Annotated in this window: 16 protein-coding genes (1 of these 16 only partly in view); 8 read left to right on the top strand and 8 right to left on the bottom strand. The window is 41.2% G+C overall.

Translation table 11 applies throughout. The features are described from left to right. From LEP1GSC062_RS07205 to LEP1GSC062_RS07190, 3 genes are all read left to right on the top strand, one after another. Positions 1 to 230, top strand: partial view of a hypothetical protein gene (locus LEP1GSC062_RS07205; protein ID WP_039941471.1) — the end only. Its footprint begins 880 nt before the window's first position; the window shows 230 of its 1,110 coding nt (coding positions 881–1,110); its start codon lies off the left edge, out of view; the stop codon is at positions 228 to 230. Between the two features lie 457 nt (positions 231 to 687). Further along, positions 688 to 2,253, top strand: a complete 1,566-nt coding sequence (locus tag LEP1GSC062_RS07195; RefSeq protein WP_020983848.1) for an LA_0442/LA_0875 N-terminal domain-containing protein — start codon at positions 688 to 690, stop codon at positions 2,251 to 2,253. An 18-nt stretch (positions 2,254 to 2,271) separates the two neighbouring features. Beyond that, entirely contained in the window at positions 2,272 to 4,347 is a 2,076-nt protein-coding gene (locus tag LEP1GSC062_RS07190) for a methyl-accepting chemotaxis protein (protein ID WP_010578638.1), read from the top strand. 155 nt (positions 4,348 to 4,502) lie between these two features. Here LEP1GSC062_RS07190 and LEP1GSC062_RS07185 read toward each other — a convergent pair whose 3' ends face one another. Beyond that, complete coding sequence (locus tag LEP1GSC062_RS07185) at positions 4,503 to 4,892, bottom strand: response regulator (RefSeq protein WP_010578637.1); 390 nt, start codon at positions 4,890 to 4,892, stop codon at positions 4,503 to 4,505. 109 nt (positions 4,893 to 5,001) lie between these two features. Next, positions 5,002 to 6,711 (bottom strand): EAL domain-containing protein, encoded by a 1,710-nt coding sequence (locus LEP1GSC062_RS07180; RefSeq protein WP_010578636.1) that lies wholly within the window; start codon positions 6,709 to 6,711, stop codon positions 5,002 to 5,004. A 192-nt stretch (positions 6,712 to 6,903) separates the two neighbouring features. Between LEP1GSC062_RS07180 and LEP1GSC062_RS07175 the strand changes: the two genes are divergently transcribed. Beyond that, entirely contained in the window at positions 6,904 to 8,514 is a 1,611-nt protein-coding gene (locus LEP1GSC062_RS07175) for a peroxidase family protein (RefSeq protein ID WP_010578635.1), read from the top strand. 80 nt (positions 8,515 to 8,594) lie between these two features. After that, a complete protein-coding gene (locus LEP1GSC062_RS24620; protein WP_010578634.1) occupies positions 8,595 to 8,822 on the top strand; it encodes a hypothetical protein in 228 nt (75 codons plus the stop codon). Between the two features lie 94 nt (positions 8,823 to 8,916). Here the strand turns inward: LEP1GSC062_RS24620 and LEP1GSC062_RS23920 are convergent, their stop codons facing one another. Further along, the gene (locus tag LEP1GSC062_RS23920; protein ID WP_010578633.1) at positions 8,917 to 9,087 is read right to left on the bottom strand and encodes a hypothetical protein; all 171 of its coding nucleotides are present in this window, start codon (positions 9,085 to 9,087) and stop codon (positions 8,917 to 8,919) included. Between the two features lie 148 nt (positions 9,088 to 9,235). On the opposite strand from LEP1GSC062_RS23920, the gene hisC reads away from it, so the two are divergent. Beyond that, positions 9,236 to 10,339, top strand: a complete 1,104-nt coding sequence (gene hisC / locus LEP1GSC062_RS07165; RefSeq protein WP_020983849.1) for a histidinol-phosphate transaminase — start codon at positions 9,236 to 9,238, stop codon at positions 10,337 to 10,339. On the opposite strand, the gene LEP1GSC062_RS22990 is transcribed toward hisC, so the two are convergent. Beyond that, on the bottom strand, positions 10,310 to 10,495 hold the full coding sequence (locus LEP1GSC062_RS22990) for a hypothetical protein (RefSeq protein WP_020983857.1): 186 nt from the start codon (positions 10,493 to 10,495) through the stop codon (positions 10,310 to 10,312). The genes hisC and LEP1GSC062_RS22990 overlap by 30 nt on opposite strands. Positions 10,496 to 11,069: 574 nt before the next feature. On the opposite strand from LEP1GSC062_RS22990, the gene LEP1GSC062_RS07155 reads away from it, so the two are divergent. Beyond that, entirely contained in the window at positions 11,070 to 11,249 is a 180-nt protein-coding gene (locus LEP1GSC062_RS07155) for a hypothetical protein (protein ID WP_020983859.1), read from the top strand. A 77-nt stretch (positions 11,250 to 11,326) separates the two neighbouring features. On the opposite strand, the gene LEP1GSC062_RS07150 is transcribed toward LEP1GSC062_RS07155, so the two are convergent. Together LEP1GSC062_RS07150 and LEP1GSC062_RS07145 are read right to left on the bottom strand one after the other, a co-directional pair. Beyond that, positions 11,327 to 12,598, bottom strand: coding sequence for a replication-associated recombination protein A (locus LEP1GSC062_RS07150; RefSeq protein ID WP_010578630.1), 1,272 nt, complete (start codon positions 12,596 to 12,598; stop codon positions 11,327 to 11,329). Then, a complete protein-coding gene (locus LEP1GSC062_RS07145) occupies positions 12,599 to 12,823 on the bottom strand; it encodes a hypothetical protein (protein WP_020983841.1) in 225 nt (74 codons plus the stop codon). It lies immediately after the preceding gene. Positions 12,824 to 13,037: 214 nt separating this feature from the next. Between LEP1GSC062_RS07145 and LEP1GSC062_RS07140 the strand changes: the two genes are divergently transcribed. Beyond that, positions 13,038 to 13,298, top strand: a complete 261-nt coding sequence (locus tag LEP1GSC062_RS07140) for a hypothetical protein (RefSeq protein ID WP_010578628.1) — start codon at positions 13,038 to 13,040, stop codon at positions 13,296 to 13,298. A gap of 138 nt (positions 13,299 to 13,436) precedes the next feature. Here the strand turns inward: LEP1GSC062_RS07140 and LEP1GSC062_RS07135 are convergent, their stop codons facing one another. Both LEP1GSC062_RS07135 and mutL read right to left on the bottom strand, forming a co-directional pair. Continuing rightward, entirely contained in the window at positions 13,437 to 14,057 is a 621-nt protein-coding gene (locus LEP1GSC062_RS07135; protein WP_020983829.1) for a YqaA family protein, read from the bottom strand. Then, the gene (mutL, locus tag LEP1GSC062_RS07130) at positions 14,026 to 15,816 is read right to left on the bottom strand and encodes a DNA mismatch repair endonuclease MutL (protein ID WP_010578627.1); all 1,791 of its coding nucleotides are present in this window, start codon (positions 15,814 to 15,816) and stop codon (positions 14,026 to 14,028) included. The genes LEP1GSC062_RS07135 and mutL overlap by 32 nt, the downstream gene beginning before the upstream one ends. Between the last annotated feature and the right edge of the window lie 462 nt (positions 15,817 to 16,278).

Raw genomic sequence — 16,278 nt, 5'->3', positions numbered from 1 at the left:
AGAAAATTTATCCCGTCTTAGAAAACACTCCCTTCCCTACTCTTTACTCCGCGACAAACGGAGACGACTTTTTTGCAGACTCTTTCGTTTCCTACGTTCATACGGAATTACAAAAGAAGATCTGGACTTTGGAAATCCTTCAAGACGGGAAAAAGATCTACGAGATGAAAAACGGAATCCAAAAATCCAGATGTAAAAAACAAAAGGAATTTTTGGATCGTCTTTTTTAGAGATACGTTGAACCTCAAACCAAAGTCATTTGTATTCTAAACGAAGGGAACCGTTCTCAAAACCTCGCTTCCATTTTGCCAAGGTTTTATAGAATCGTAGGTTTCATTTCCGATTATAAAACTTTCTATTTCTATCGTATGAAATTTTCAAAAAACGCGCTTTTGTCTTAATTCAATAGAGTTGTTGCAAAATTAATTCTCCATTTGTTTTTGTTTCACTGAAATAGACGATTGAAGCAGTTTTGTTGATCCCACAATTGAATTTTTCAACAACTCTAATATCGAAATCGGTTCCGGTTCTGCTTGATTGAATTTCATCGAAAGAAAAAAGTTTTTCCTAGTTGATTCTTCTCTTTGCTTTCTATTTTTGTTATTTTTTCTGGGAGAACGTCGGGCAAAGTTAGACGATTTGGAAAGTTTGAAATTGGAAAATAACAAGTAACAAAAAGAGAAACACATGAAATCTAAACTTTACGTTCTATTTTTGTTCTATTTATTTTTTTTCTTTGAGCTTTCTTTGAACGCTGCCGATATTGTCCGTTTAAAAAACGGTTTGATACATCGAGGCAAAGTGCTTTTGGAGGACGAAGAGAAAATTCTTCTTGCGGAGCACGACGATTACATTCGTTACATCAACAAAGAAAATGTGATCAATGTCACATACGAAAAACCGCAGGACAAAAACAAAAGCACATTCTTCTCTTCCGACAAGGATAAAATCTCGAAACCAGAATCCGCCCGTACAAATCCATACGCGGGAATCGCGGCTCCGATCGAAAGAGAACCTCCCCATGCCAATTCTCAAGGAAACGAAACGACTATCGACATTACCCACGAGATCGTATCGGACTTTATCTGGAGGGGACTCAGTTTTTCGGGAGAGATGGCCAATCGTCGTAGGAACGACAGTTACGCTTCCACTACTTTTGTTCCTTCGTATCAACCCACCATCAATATCAATACCCCATTAAAGGGATTTATGATTCAATTTTGGGGCAATTTTCAGCTAACGGAAAGAAACGACAGAAACAACGACGGACGATTGCAATTGTTTCCGGGAGGTCCAGGGCCTTCTTATCCGGGACAAGGAAATCCGTTTATCGCTCCGAATCCGGATCTTCTCAATCAAAGTTGTGCATATGATACCCAAAATAACTTATTGAGCGGGAACTACACAACCGGACCAACTTGCGGCGGACTCGTTCCGAAACCTTACAAAGAACAGAACGGAATGAAACGAGCGGACGGTTTATTTTACGCGTTCTATTATACTTTCGAAAAAAGCAGTTGGGGAAAGTTTACAGTCGGAACTTGGTTTTATAATACGTTTCACAAAAACCCCGCGTATGTTTCAACTCCATTAGGAGGTTATAATTCTCTTGCCGCTCAAGGGGTGTCGAGTTCGAACAATACTTCGAACCAAGTGACAAGACTCGCTTGGCAGGAATACTATATCTTTTGGCAGCTTCCGGAATTCTCATTTCTTCCGTTTATCTCTTATCTGACTCCTACCATTTCCTTTTACACGCAGATCAGTGCGGAGAACGCGAGTTTGGCGGCGGGAAAAAATTACCTTTCTCTTTATTTAAGTCACGAGTATTTCAAAGAGGACTTTTTTAGAATTGCCCCGGCAGTCAATATCGGGTACGAAATGTCCAATAATATCGTGGATAACCGATACGGAATCCAGGACATCACAAGTAGTTTAACTTTCTATTTCGGAAAATTTTTCATCAAAGGGAACCACGTATATAGGCCTAATCTATATATGTATGATACGGACAATTACTATGGAGCAACGGGAGGATACGTTAACCGAAATACAAAAGACGGCTTGATCGTAGACCCTTCGAAAGTAAACGGTCCCTTGAATCAGTTTTTATTGGATCAGATAGCGAGTAGCCCTTTGATTCCGGATGCGGGAGACGGCTCCCTGAGACAAATGATCCGAGAATCGTATTTATTACAAAAAATACCCGCGCATTTATTTTGGTTTAGCATCGGATTTTCGCATAGTTTTTAAAATGCAAAAGGAAAACTTATGAGCATCAGGTTTCGAATATCGTTATATCTCTCCCTAGTACTCATGGCGGGAAGCCTTGCAATCACCGCCATGAGTACGATCGCGACTTACTTTAAACTTTCTCAGGATATCAAAGATTCCTCCACCTTGGTTGCGTTTCGATACGCCTTCGAAATTAAGGACTTTTTCGATAAAGCCTTAGGCGGATTAAGAGGGCTCGAATTTCAACTTTCGCACGCAAGACCGACAAGAGAAGAAACCATCGAAACCTTGAAGGATCTCGCTCAAACGGATCCGAACTACTTCGGAGCCTGGTCCGTTTTTGAACCTGGAAAATTCGATTCTAAGGATTCTCAATACGTAAATAAACAAGGTTACGATATCACCGGAAGATTCATCCCTTACGTCAATAAGTCGATGGGGCCTGGGAAATCTCTCGTATTGGAAGCGGTCATTTACTACGAAAATCAAGATAGGAGCGGATCCTTTTATAATATTCCGAAAAAAACAGGATTGGATTTTATCGCGGATCCTTTCGCTTATCCGGTATCCGGCAAAGAAGTCCTAATGATCTCCGTCGCCAAACCGGTACGCAGAAACGGAGAATTTGTCGGAGTTGTAGGCATGGACATCGCAATGAAAAACATGCAAGAAATGTTAGCTCCGATCCGTCCTTATCAAGGAGAAGGATATCTGAGTTTGATTTCTCCGGGCGGTTTTTACGCCGCAAACGGACTACAACCGGAACTCGTTGGAAAAGAGATTCAAGATCCTGAATGGAAAAAACAAGTTTTGGAAGGAAGCGGGAAAGAAGAGATCCGGATTTATGAAAAAGACCGGTCCATTCACTTTCTCTACTCTTTTTATCTCGGGAATTACAATAAGAAATGGATCTTAGAGGTCTGCGTCCCCAACAACGTCTTTTGGAAGAATTTGTCGGGAATCATCCTGGAAACGATCGCCGCTTCCTTGGTCACAATGATCATCATCGTAATTCTATTGAATCTAATATTTCAAAAATTGATCACGAACGGGATTGATGCCGCAATCTCTTTTTCCGAACAAATTTCCTCTGGCAACTTGATCGTAGATAACAAATACGAACGTAATGACGAAATCGGAAAACTTCTTCTCTCTCTAAACCAAATGAAAAACAACATCAAAAGGATCATTCTCGAAATCAAAGGTTCTTCCGAATCCTTAAATTCCACTTCCGATAAAATGGCGGAATCATCCAAAAATTTTTATGACGTCGCACAGGTACAAGCTTCCGCGTCCGAAGAATCCTCGGCGGCAATCGAAGAATTGGCCTCTTCGGCCGAAAATGTGGGTAGATCGATGGAAAAGGCTATTTTCCATATGAAAGACATAGACGGAAACGTAATTCTTTTAAAAGAACAAATCGCAAAAATCAACGAAGAGATGAAATCTCTCTCCTCTCTAGCAAGTGAATCCCAACAACAGGCGATCACTGGCGAAAATTCCATGAATCAATCCACGAAGGCGATGGACGAAATCGGGGACAGCGCTTCTCGGATCAACGAAATCCTTTCCATTATCACCGATATTTCTGAAAAGACCAACTTACTTGCGTTAAACGCCGCTATCGAAGCCGCGAGAGCGGGAGAGGCTGGAAAAGGATTTGCGGTTGTCGCGGAAGAAATTTCCAAACTCGCGTCTCAAACTTCCAACAGCGTTCAAGAAATCGGACAACTCGTGGAATCCGCGAACCGTGCGGTAACCAACGGAACCGGCAAAGTAAAAGAAGCATCCGATATCCTCGCCAAACTCAGAAGTTCCGTGGATATGTTCGGGGTTTCAGCAAAGAACGTTTTGGATTCTGTAAACACTCAGGAGAAAAATACGGAGAAAATCCATCACAGCGCAAGCTCACTCATGAGTTTCAGTCTTCAAATCGAAGAAGCGGTCCGGGAACAAAGACATGCTTCGGATGAAATCGCAAAAACGATCCTCAGCATTTCCGAAGGGACCCAAGAGATCGCGAACGGCGCGGATGACTTAACCGGATTTTCCAAAAACATGCATACTCAATCGGAAGGATTGCTACGTTTCATCGATCAGTTTAAAATATAAAGAAAGATATGTTTGCATTGGCTCTATCGATTGAACGACCTAGAAACCTCTGCTTAAGTTTTGGAAACGCAATTGAACGCTGATGAACATTTCTAAACTAGAAATCATTTCGAAAATGAATTTCAAGTCATACAAAAGACGTTATTCCCGCACTCTTAACTTGCTAAAGCAGTCGTAATAGTGGAAACCAATTCCCTTTCGTCCCAAGGTTTTTTGAGATAGGAACGAAGATTGATTTCTCTTTTAAGTGCTTCGATGGAAGAATCGTCCGCGTGTCCCGTAACGATCACTTTTTGGATATCCGGATACTTATTATGAACCTGCCTTAAGAACTCGTCTCCTTTGATATTAGGCATCAACCAATCGGAAATGATGATCAGAATCCTGACGTCATCGTGAACTAATTCTTCGATAATCTGCCATGCTTCTCCAGCATCAAGAGCCGTTTCATATCTGTAACCGTCTCCAAAGTGACGTTTCACCTGAGATTTCATGCTCATCAGGATCAGAGCTTCATCATCTACAAAAAGAATCGCTTTATCCAATTGAAGTACTCACCCTCACTTATTTCATTCGACTCATTGAACCGTCAAAAAACGCAAGGTATTAGATTATTTGAAAAAAAAATAATGACAATCGAATTTTGGAAAAAAGTTAAAGTGGTATCCGAGGTATCGGAAGAATCTCCGGAGCCGGTTCCATAATGTAATATCCCTGACAATATTCCACACCTAAGGAACGAACTGTGTCAAACTCCCCTTTCCCTGTTACAAATTCTGCAATGACTTTCGCACCAATTCTATGAGCCATTTCTGTCATCGCGGAAGCGAGTAGATAAGGAGTTTTACTCAAATGAATTCCCTGTATGAATTTACCGTCGATCTTGATGAAATCAGGATCGATCTCCATCAACCTTTCAAAGTTGGATTGATCGACTCCGAAGTCGTCTATCGCAATTTTACAACCGCATTCTTTCAGCTCTTTTAAGGTTTCAAGACCTCTTTCGCCTCCGCGTAAACGATCGGTTTCTAAAATTTCAAGCGTTAGGCGATTCGGGGCAATTTCATAGTGTTGGAGACGATTAATAACCCAAAAAGCAAATCCTTTCTTTTCCAAATCCGATTCAGAGATATTCACCGAAAAAGAATATTCCGGATATTGCGCAAAATATCGGATCGATTTCTCAATCATAATCGGAGTCAGAAGACGAATGATCCCGGTCGATCTGGCGATCGATATAAAACTCGCGGGCGAGTAAACCCTATCCCCATCCTGAATTCTCGCAAGACATTCAAATTTCGTAATTTTCTCGGACGTATTATTATAAATTCCTTGAAAATAAGGAATCACGTTACCTACGCTAATCGCATAGTTCAACTTCCTTCCTAGAATGAGATTGATCTGGTATTGATCTCCCGCTTCCATCGCGTTGGAATAGTTCATCAGTTCGAGCTTACTGTTCTGAGCCGCGTGCATCATCGCGATTCTAGCCTTATAATAAAGAGAGGATTGATGAGTCGCAACTCCGATCGAAACGTTCACACGAAAAGAAATGCCCTCAGCCTCGACGTATTCCGACCTAAGAAGGATCCGAAACGCGACCAAAAGAGAATGAAATTTACTCTCTTCAATTTCGGAAAGAACGGCGACCTCGTCCTGATAGAGGTAAAACAAATTACCGGACTCTCCCATAAACGAGGAAAGAGAAGCGAGAAACTGGTTCAGTACTTTATGATATACTCCTACTCCGAAATGTTGAGTCGTGGAAGTGGAGGATTCGATCCGAATCACGGCAAGGGTGGACAGCGTTCCTTGAGATTCTCTTTCATCTAAGATTTTTCTCAGGCTTTCGAAATTCGGACGACCAGTTTCCCGATCGTACAATAGAGTCGTTTCCAACTTTCGATTGAGTTCCCAAAGGTAAAGATCCGAAAAGTAAGACTTTAAAGCCTCTCGGATCGTTAAAATCAAATCGTTAGAATCCCAGGGTTTCGGCAAATATCTGTATAAATTCGCATGATTTAATGCGTTTCCGATCGCATCCGCGGAAGCCTGGCCAGTCAGCATAATTTTTCGAATATTCGGCTTTTTATTGTGAATCCGAATGAGCAACTCGTCTCCATTCATGCCTGGCATCACTTGATCACAAACCACGACCGGAATTTCGATTCCCCTTTCGATACATTCCTCTAAAATGTCCCAGGCGGATTCCGCATCTTCGGCGATTTCAATGTCGAAATCGCTACCGAATTCAAGTTTGAGTTGTTCTTTTAATCCCTTCAAGATGCTGGGTTCGTCATCCACCAAAAGTATGACCGGTCTTTGTTCCGCACTTTCTTCCCGGGAATTTTCGTTTTCGTCCATTTAAATGATCCTAAAACAGTAATTCGTTTAACAATACCTTTATGATTCCCACAAGCCACGCGTTAGTTTTTCCGAGAATCACACCTCTTAGCGATCGACAAGTTCTTCTATTGACAAGCGAGTTTACAATTCTACCCTTTCATATAGGACGCCAATTACTTTTGATATCTCCGTCAAATCCGGAAGGTTTTAATGATTCTTGTAAATTTTGAAAACGAAAAAGAAATTAGTTTACCCGACAATTCCGCACCCCAGAGTCTATTGGAAATTAGTTTGGCCAACGGCATTCCTCACACAAACGCTTGCGGAGGAAACGCTCGATGTTCCACTTGCCGGGTTTTGGTTTTGGAGAATCCTTCCAATTTATCGCCACCGGAACAAAAAGAAAAGGATCTATCCCAAAAAAAAGGATTTCCAAAATCCGTTCGACTCGCGTGTCAGACAAAGGTTTTAGGAGACGTTCGCGTTCGAAGAATCGTTTTAGACGACGAAGACTACAATCTTACGATTCCGGGATCCGCCACGATCTCCGGAGAAGAAAAAGAAATCGCAATTCTTTTCAGCGACATTCGAGATTTCACAATATTCTCGGAGTCACATCTTCCTTACGACGTCATTCATATACTCAATCGTTATTTTTATAAGATGGGTGATATCGTTTTAAAACACGGCGGTAAGATAGATAAATACATCGGAGACGGGCTCATGGCTCTTTTCGGAGTGGACGGAGGTTCGCCGCAAGAAATTTGTCTCTCTGCGTTACGCACGGCCAAAGAAATGGAACTTGAACTTTATTCTCTCAACGAGTATCTGAAATCTCACTTTCATACCGTGTTCCGGATCGGAGTCGGAGTACATTATGGAAATTGCATATTAGGACAACTCGGTCATCCGGCAAACATGTCTTACACCGCAATCGGGGATTCCGTGAACATGGCGAGTAGAATCGAATCCAAAACCAAGAAGTCGGGGGTCCCGGTCTTGATTTCGGAACCGGTCTACGAACAGGTAAAGGAAAGTGTTCTCAAAGGAAAAGTTTTCTCCGCGCAGCTTAAGGGAAAAACCGGAAATCACAAACTCTATGAAATCCGGGAAATTCTAAAAAAAACCGGTGTAAACGTTTGGGAAGAAGCCAAAAATTCTCTTAGAAGAATCATACTCGTTCGTGAAACCGGAAGTTGGTTAAAACTAGTCTATCATCTGGCATGCCTTTTCGATAAAGACCAAAACTGGATCGGACTTTCCGCCGCGAGCTCTTTCAAAAATTTTTCCAAACTCCCGGAAAATGGAGACATAGTTCAGAATCTTTATCAACTCAAAGAATTGAAAGAAAAGTTTCATGAACAGATTCAAACCTCCTATTCTCTTGCGGATTTCCTCGCACTCGCCGGAGCGGTAGCAATCGAAAAATCGGGAGGTCCGAGGATTCATATAAAACCGGGAAGAAAAGACGAATTGATAAGCGAAGTCGTTCAGATTCTTCCTTTGGGAATGCAAACTCAGAAAGATCAACTTCCTTGTCTCCAAAAGATGAAACTCGGAATTCAAGATCTAGTACTTATCTCCGGAGCGCGTACGATCGGATGGTTAGGAGGAGAATCTCTCACGGCAAATCCTTACAATTTCGACAACAGTTACTTTCATGTTTTGTTGAAAGCCGGTTTGGAAGGCCCCTTATTGATATCAAACGACAGAGAACTTCTAAAGAACGACGAATCTAGAGCGTATGTGTTGGACTATGCATTGGATCAATCTAAGTTTTTCGAGGACTTTACCTCCACATATTTGAAACTTACAATTTGAAAATTGTGATTCGGATTTTTTTCTTGGACGAAAAGAAAGGAAGGCTATGTTGATCGTTCTATAAGTTTTAGGAGATAGAAATGCAATCCGAATCCGCCACTCAGTTTTCTCTCGACGCAAGGGGAGAGGAACTCTTTATCATTTATCTAAAAAATATTTTTTTCAAAGACAACGTTTCGATTATCACAAAACCAAAAAGGCAATCTTTAGAGAAAAAAGCTGACGGAGAAACGTTTGAGGTTTTACGAAAGTCGGGAATCGACCTCGGTGGGTTTATCATTTTCAAACGACAAAACAAACTCCTCTGAAACGCGGAGCTGAATCTAAAGGATTTTTCAAAAGATGTAAAGATAAGCGCGAAGACGATCAATGGAAAACCAATTCGGGAAAGTTATTCTTGAATTACTGATCATCTTCCAAAGAAAAAAACTCTTGAACCGTATTTCCCAATGCACGATCGAAATTCTCGAATGATTCGAGAATCTCTCGAATTAAAAGATCTCCATCCGAAAAATCTTCCAAACAATCAGGATTCTTCTTTTTATTACCTCCGTAAAACTGTGAGTCTTTCATTCCGATACCAGATTTTTTATACAAATACCGAAAATTAGAGGAAAAAAAAATCGAGAATATAACGAACCGAAAACATTTTTCAGAAATCGGTACGAATTTATTCTTAAATCGATTTTCAAAATTTTTCCGGAAAAAAGCATGGGAAGAGATGATTCAATTTCAATCCGTTCTAGGATCCCTCAAAAGCTACGAAGCGGGAAAACCGATCGAACTCATAGCTAGAGAATTCGGGATCGATCCGGATCAGATCATCAAACTCGGTTCGAACGAAAATCCTTTCGGTTGCGCACAACCTGTCATAGAAGTCGTTCAGAAAGCGGCTTCGAAAATGTCCTACTATCCTGACGATTCTTACTTGGAATTAAAAACCGCACTTGCTTCCAAGTTCGATTTGACTCCAGATCGAATCATTCCGGGCAACGGAAGTGATCAAGTTTTGGATTTTGCCTGTAGATGCGTTTTGGGACCGGGTGATTCGATTCTCATCAACCGAATCACCTTTGCAATGTATAAGATCTACGCGCTTCAATGTGGGGCGAAGGTTCATTCCACAGAAACCGTTCTGCATAATCTGAATGCGTTTTTGGATCTCGCAAAATCAATTCGTCCTAAGATCATCTTCTTATGTACTCCATCCAATCCGATAGGAGACGCTCTTTCCAAGCTCGACGTCTATGATTTTTTAAGACAAATTCCTTCGAACACGTTAGTCGTCATAGATGCGGCTTATATGGAATTCGGAAAAAAAAAGGATTCGAACAACTTCATTTCCGCCAAGGAAGTCACTGATCTTTTCCAGAACGTTTTTTATACGGGAACCTTTTCGAAAGCCTACGGACTCGGAGGAATGAGGATCGGATACGGAATCGGAAGCAAGGAACTGATTTCCAATTTATATAAGATGCGCCCACCTTTCAATGTCGCCAACCTTTCCGCACTCGCCGCAACCGAAGCCCTTAAAAACGAATCTCACGTAGAATCGTATTTGGATAACAATCTGAAAGAAATGAAACGATATGAAAAATTCGCCGCCGAACAAAGCATCGAATTCATCGATTCCTACTCGAACTTCATTACATTTTTTGCAAGAAAACGGGGAAAATCCTCCACAGAAATTTGCCAGTCTCTTTTAAAACAGGGAATTATTCTCAGGGATTTGAGAAGTTACGACTTGAATGCGATTCGAATCACGATCGGAAGACCCGAACAAAACGACCGGGTTCTAACCGCTTTGGAACGAGAATTTAGCTGAATCGATTTGGCCGCGTCCCTCGATTTGCCAGTTCCACAAAACATCGCAGAAATTCGCAGAGTCGTAAAAATCGAATTTTTCGTCTCCGGGTAACTCTTTACCGCCCGCCGCGATCGCCGTGCTTTTTTTATATCCGATACGATTTGGAGTTTTCATGTTTTCTAAATTTACGCAACCGAAGGTCGAATTTTTCTTTAACCCTTTTCAATTTTGTTTTCTATCCGTTGACCTTTTTTTTCAGCTCAAAAAAAGGTCAATGTCTGAAAGGTAAAATCACATTACTAATCTCCACATAATAGACTGCCCAAGATTCTGTCTTTAAATGGGGATTTGCGCTAAAATTGACGGTACTCCTTTATATAGAGATCAGTAGCAGTTAGCCATTATTGAGAGCTATAGAACAAGGCGTTTAGAATTCTGTGTTTATAAAGGTTTGTTTCAAAATTTATGTTATTCTATTACGTAGAGATCTTGAAAAACGTGAGCAGGTTCGTAAGAAAATGAGAAAGAATTTTCTAAAAGTAGAATTCCTACAATTTCAGAATTTGTTCGTAAAATCGTGATTTGTGGTAGTTCTCACATTTTAAGAATAGATTTACAAAGTTCAGATTCTAATTCTTTTCAGAAAAATGAATCATGGACTTCTTACGCCGAACTCACGTTGAAAACTGCCGCTCACTTAAAAAAAGATTCAGATTTTTCCAAAAAAGCACGAAACGTTTATTAAACCTTGCCGGTCTTAGGTCTTGCGACTCGAGGAAGATACATGTTTCGTTCCGAATACAAATACGAAAAAACCAAAGAAGAGATTCAACATTCGGACACGAATCGAAATCAGATCTCCGATCCGAAACGTTTAGAATCCAAGACTAAACAAGTAAGAGTTCGTCCTGAACTCTACGACAAATAACCAACCTATCACAAAAAAACGAAAGCACGTTACTCCTCTTTAGGAATCGCCGCGGGGAAACTCAGTGCCACGGCTCCCTATGGGTCGTCGCGGCGGGGAGATTTTTCCCAAATCTTATCCAGATATTCCTTGAGTTTCAGCTCCGCTCCGTTCCCAGTCGGAAAGTAGAAGCGGGGCGGATGATCGGCGAATTCATCCGGGAAATAATTTTGTTCCTTAAATCCTCCGAAATCATGAGGATAGATATAACCTTGAGAAGCACCTTCTTTCTTATGAAGAAAGGTCGGAGCGTTTCTAAGACGGTTTGGAATTTTGATTCCGGTCCCCTTTTCTCTCACAAAAGTAAGAGCGGCCCCAATTCCCTTATAACTCGCGTTCGATTTCGGACAAGAGGCAAGAAACGTAGTCACATGCGCAAGGATCAATCTTCCTTCCGGCATTCCGATCGCTTCGAGAGCGTGTAAACCCGAAACGGCAAGAGGCAAACCGTTGACGGAGGCGTTTCCTACGTCCTCACTTGCAAGAATGATCAGTCTTCTCATAATAAAAAGAGGATCCTCTCCCCCTTCGAGTAAAACCGCGAGATAATAAAGCGCGGCATCCGGATCGCTTCCCCGTACCGATTTGATAAACGCTGAGATCACGTCGTAATGAGATTCTCCGCTTTTATCGTATTCGATCACACGGCTTTCCAAATATTCTTCCACGTCGGATTTGGAAATCGTATGATTCTCCGGAAAACTGAAACTGAGTCCCTCCAAGTTCGAAAGGAGTTTTCTTCCGTCCCCGCCGGAAAATCGGATCAAAGTTTCCTTTGCATCGTCCTTAAGATTTATGGAATATGATAAATTTTGAATTCCTCTTTCGAGAAGAAAAGTCTGCTCCTCCAAACTCAAAGGCTCTATTTTCAAAATCTGACATCTGGATAATAGCGGTCTCGTAATTCGAAACGCGGGATTTTCCGTCGTGGCTCCGATCAAAACAAGATGCCCGGTTTCCACTCCTTTCAAAAGACTGTCCTGTTGAGAAGCGCTGAAACGATGAATCTCATCCAAAAAAAGAAGAATCGTCCCTTCCCGATTAGCCCTTTCCAGCAATTTTTTGATCTCGGCTACGCCGGTGGAAACCGCGTTGTATTCCACAAAAGGAAGATTCCATTTTCCGCAAAGAATTCCGGCTAACGTGGATTTTCCTGTTCCGGGAGGTCCGTAGAGAATGATTGAAACCGGCGAACGATAATTGACGAGCTGCTTGGTAGCCCTCGTTTGTCCGATTACTTCTTCGAAACTGGAAGGCCGGATTTTGTGGGCCAATGGAGGGACCGGTTTTTTTGTGAAAAGATCGCTCAATTAAGGTTCCAACTCGTTCTTGATTTTTCTGAGACAGGTTCGTATGGTCGCATTACAAACGTCGCAGGCGCTATGACAACAAACCAAGGATTGTTCTCTGATATTTCCTTGTAGAATATTTTCAATCAAAGCTTGGATACGAATCGGAAGATCGAATAGATCCAAATTCTCTCGTATAATTTCCTGTCTCGTTTTCGGAAATAGATTGGGTTGATTGTTTTCCAAATGATCTACCTTTGAACACAGAGTATTCTCTTCTTTTGTTTCCGAAAACTCAAATTTTTGAACCTCCAAGTCAAGCCCTCGCTCAAATTTCAGATTTTTGCAATAATCGAATGAGTACTATAAAAAAGCTCGTATCAAATATAACCAATCGAAAATCAATATTAATGAGACGACAAAAAAACGAAAGTCTCCGAAATAATCTGGAAACTCAATTATGAAAGTCAATCTATCCGCCTCAATTCAATCACCTACAAAAAAAGGCATTCTACTCTTAATCCTTCTTTGTTTTTTGAGCCAACTCAAAGCCGAAGAGAAAAGAATCTATGACAATCTAACCGAAGCTCTTCAAAATCCAACGGATGTCCGAATATTATATTTATACGACAACCAAATCACAACGTTTCCTAAAGAAATCGGAAAACTACAAAACCTACGAGAATTACATTTAGATGATATACCCGCTTTGAAGTCCTAAGAAAAAAAGATTCGGAAATTGCTTCCCAAGGTAAATATTATCTTTACCGAAATAGAGAAGTAACGACGACACGACCATCATGCTAGGTTTTGAGACAAATTTTATATTTTTTAATATTTAGAATATAATGAAAACCTTTCACATTCCGCCTCCAACCCAACCGAATTGAATCAGATAATAGAATACTATAAAACGCGGAATTCTAAAAAGACAACCTTGAAAAAAAAGAAGATATCTCATCTTCATCGCTCCCGCCGCGAGTGAAACCCAAGAATATGGAAGAGGAGTCAACGCCGCCAAAACGACCGCCCAAAATCCGTATCGATGCAGATAGTGTTCCAATTTCTGTTCGTGTTTTTTTACAAAACTTGCAACGCCCTCTATCTTAGGCAAAAGAATCCTTCCCGTCAGATAGGAAACGGTTCCGCCGATCAGACTTCCGATCGAAGCGGATACAATCACGAGAATCGAATCTAATTTTCCAGCGACTGCGATCATCAAAAACACGTCGGGCGGAATAAATACGTGCAGAGAATCCGCAAGTAGGATTCCGATTCCGATTCCGAACACGCCGGTAATATCAATGAAATTCCTCGATACGGCAAGAACGGGTTCCGGAAATACACGCGCCAGAAACACAACTCCCAAAACGAGAACCACAATTCCGACTAACGTTTGACGGAATAGTTTTCTTACGACTCGGTCCGGTTCTTTACCGGAAACTTCCTTATTTTCTGTGGAACATTCTTTCGAGGTCATCTCTGCTCAACTTTACTAGGGTAGGTCTTCCGTGCGGACAACGGGAAGGATTTTCGCAATAACTCAGTCTATTTAATATTTCGGCCAATATAGGATCGGAAAGCTGATCTCCTTTTTTGATGGCGGATCTACAAGCCACACATTTTGCCATCAAATCGTATAACTCCGGCTCGTTAGATTCCTTTCCTTCGGTTCGGTTTAAAAAATCGAGTATGATTTCCTTTTCTTCCCCCGGTTCCATATACGCCGGTATTTCCCGGAGAACCACACTGTCTTCTCCCAAAGGATCCAAGAATATTCCGACTTCTTCATATTCTTTTTTTCGATTTAAGATGTCCTCTTGTTCCTGTTTGGATACATCGATTCGGATCGGAGTCAAAAGCGGCTGAATTCCGTAGTTTTTCTTTTCGAGTTTACGCAAAACCTCTTCGTAACGGATTCTTTCGTGGGCCGTATGTTGGTCGATGATATAAAAACCGTCTTCGGCTTCCGCGAGAATAAATGTTTCGAACAAAACTCCAAAATGTTTTTTCGGAACAAAGGAAGAATGTTTCATCCGTTCGTCCGTCAGAGAGGACAAAGAAGTCCCCGGCCCCATCCGATCCAAATCGAATCCTTCCTGTCTGGAAACTTCGGTGAAAAGTCCTCGGCTCAGTAACGGGCCATTTTCGAATTTGGCAGAAGGATTAGCTTGGTAAAGAGAACTTGTTTGAAACGTTCCGGAAGTCGGTTTTAAAAGTCGTTTTTTCAATTCTAAAAAACTGACGGGCGTACTGGATCTGAGTTCTTTTTGAATGAGAGCTAAAAAGAATCCGTTGAATCCCTCTTCGTCCAAAAAACGAATTTCCTTTTTTGCCGGATGGACATTAACGTCCACTCTCGAAGGATCGATCTCGAAAAATAAAAAACAATACGGATGAGCGTTCGGCGGAAGTAATTCATCATAAGCTTTTTTTAATAAAACAGAACCGTATTTGATTTCGATCGGCCTTCCGTTGATAAAGACGAATTGCCCGGTTCGATTGGATTTATAAAAATCCGGATCGCTGATATAACCGTTTGCTCTGATTCCTCCGCGTTCCAGACCGACTTCTAAGAGATGATCGCGGAAATTTTCCCCGAATAAATCGATAATTCGATCCTTTTTATTTTCTCTGGAAGGAAGTACGAATACTTCCTTTCCGTCCTGAAAAAGACGAAAACGTACATCATGTCTTGCAAGAGCCTGCGTCGTAACTCTATCCTTGATTTTCTTATCTTCGGAACGGATCGACTTTAGGAATTTTCTTCGAACAGGGGTGTTAAAGAACAATTCCTCCACAAGTATTTTAGTTCCGGTAAATCCAGGAATTTCCTCTTTTTCGGATATCTTCCCTCCGATCGAACGGATCTTCCAAGCGGTCTTTTGGTCCTTAGTGCCACTTTCCAACGTTAGACGAGATACCGATGCAATGGAAGCCAAAGCTTCCCCTCTAAATCCGTAACTGAGCACACTTTCCAAATCTCCGTAATCCCGAATCTTACTCGTCGCGTGCCTTTTCAAAGCGGGACCCATGTCTTCCGGGTCGATTCCGGAACCGTTGTCGGTAATTCTTAAAAGAGAAAGACCTCCGTCCTTGGATTCCACATCCACTTGAGTCGCACCCGCATCCATGGAATTCTCCATCAGTTCTTTGACGACGGAATGCGCGGATTCGATGACTTCCCCGGCGGCAATTTGATTGATGAGTTCCGGACTAAGTTCCTGAATTTTTCCCATGAATGATTCCAATGTCGGAACTCTTACTAAGTCTGTCAAGGACGGGATCTATGAATTTTTTAAAATAACCGGAGTTAAAACGTATCTCTTACTCTTCTCTACATAAAAAGTGCCATCAGCTTTAGCGTAAATTCTTGTTTAGAAGCAGAATCTCGAAAACTCTATTATAGAGAGATCGGCAAGAAAATAATCAAAGCAGAATTTTAAACAAACATGAGTTCGATGTAAGAAAATGAGAAAAAATTTTCTAAAAGTAAGAGTAACTACTTTTAGAATTTGTTCGTAAAATCGCGATTTGTTTTAGTTCCCACATTTTAAGAATAGATTTACAAAATTCAAATTCCAACTTCCTACAAAAAAAATAAATCATGGATTTTTTACGCCGAACTCACGTTCAACAAGATTTCCCAAACGGAGAATCAACTCCGTTAGAAACGAATGTGGTACAAATCCTTCCTCAAA

Source organism: Leptospira alexanderi serovar Manhao 3 str. L 60, assembly GCF_000243815.2.
Taxonomy (GTDB): Bacteria; Spirochaetota; Leptospiria; order Leptospirales; family Leptospiraceae; genus Leptospira; species Leptospira alexanderi.
This window is presented reverse-complemented; position numbering and strand designations above follow the sequence as displayed.

What these genes read in the sequence shown, in the direction of transcription:
- LEP1GSC062_RS07180 (WP_010578636.1), bottom strand. Translation starts at nt 6,711, where the DNA reads ATGGACGAAAACGAAAATTCCCGGGAAGAAAGTGCGGAACAAAGACCG.
- LEP1GSC062_RS22990 (WP_020983857.1), bottom strand. Translation starts at nt 10,495, where the DNA reads ATGAAAACTCCAAATCGTATCGGATATAAAAAAAGCACGGCGATCGCG.
- LEP1GSC062_RS24620 (WP_010578634.1), top strand. Translation starts at nt 8,595, where the DNA reads ATGCAATCCGAATCCGCCACTCAGTTTTCTCTCGACGCAAGGGGAGAG.
- LEP1GSC062_RS07175 (WP_010578635.1), top strand. Translation starts at nt 6,904, where the DNA reads ATGATTCTTGTAAATTTTGAAAACGAAAAAGAAATTAGTTTACCCGAC.
- LEP1GSC062_RS07195 (WP_020983848.1), top strand. Translation starts at nt 688, where the DNA reads ATGAAATCTAAACTTTACGTTCTATTTTTGTTCTATTTATTTTTTTTC.
- hisC (WP_020983849.1), top strand. Translation starts at nt 9,236, where the DNA reads ATGATTCAATTTCAATCCGTTCTAGGATCCCTCAAAAGCTACGAAGCG.
- LEP1GSC062_RS23920 (WP_010578633.1), bottom strand. Translation starts at nt 9,087, where the DNA reads ATGAAAGACTCACAGTTTTACGGAGGTAATAAAAAGAAGAATCCTGAT.
- LEP1GSC062_RS07135 (WP_020983829.1), bottom strand. Translation starts at nt 14,057, where the DNA reads ATGACCTCGAAAGAATGTTCCACAGAAAATAAGGAAGTTTCCGGTAAA.
- LEP1GSC062_RS07190 (WP_010578638.1), top strand. Translation starts at nt 2,272, where the DNA reads ATGAGCATCAGGTTTCGAATATCGTTATATCTCTCCCTAGTACTCATG.
- LEP1GSC062_RS07140 (WP_010578628.1), top strand. Translation starts at nt 13,038, where the DNA reads ATGAAAGTCAATCTATCCGCCTCAATTCAATCACCTACAAAAAAAGGC.
- mutL (WP_010578627.1), bottom strand. Translation starts at nt 15,816, where the DNA reads ATGGGAAAAATTCAGGAACTTAGTCCGGAACTCATCAATCAAATTGCC.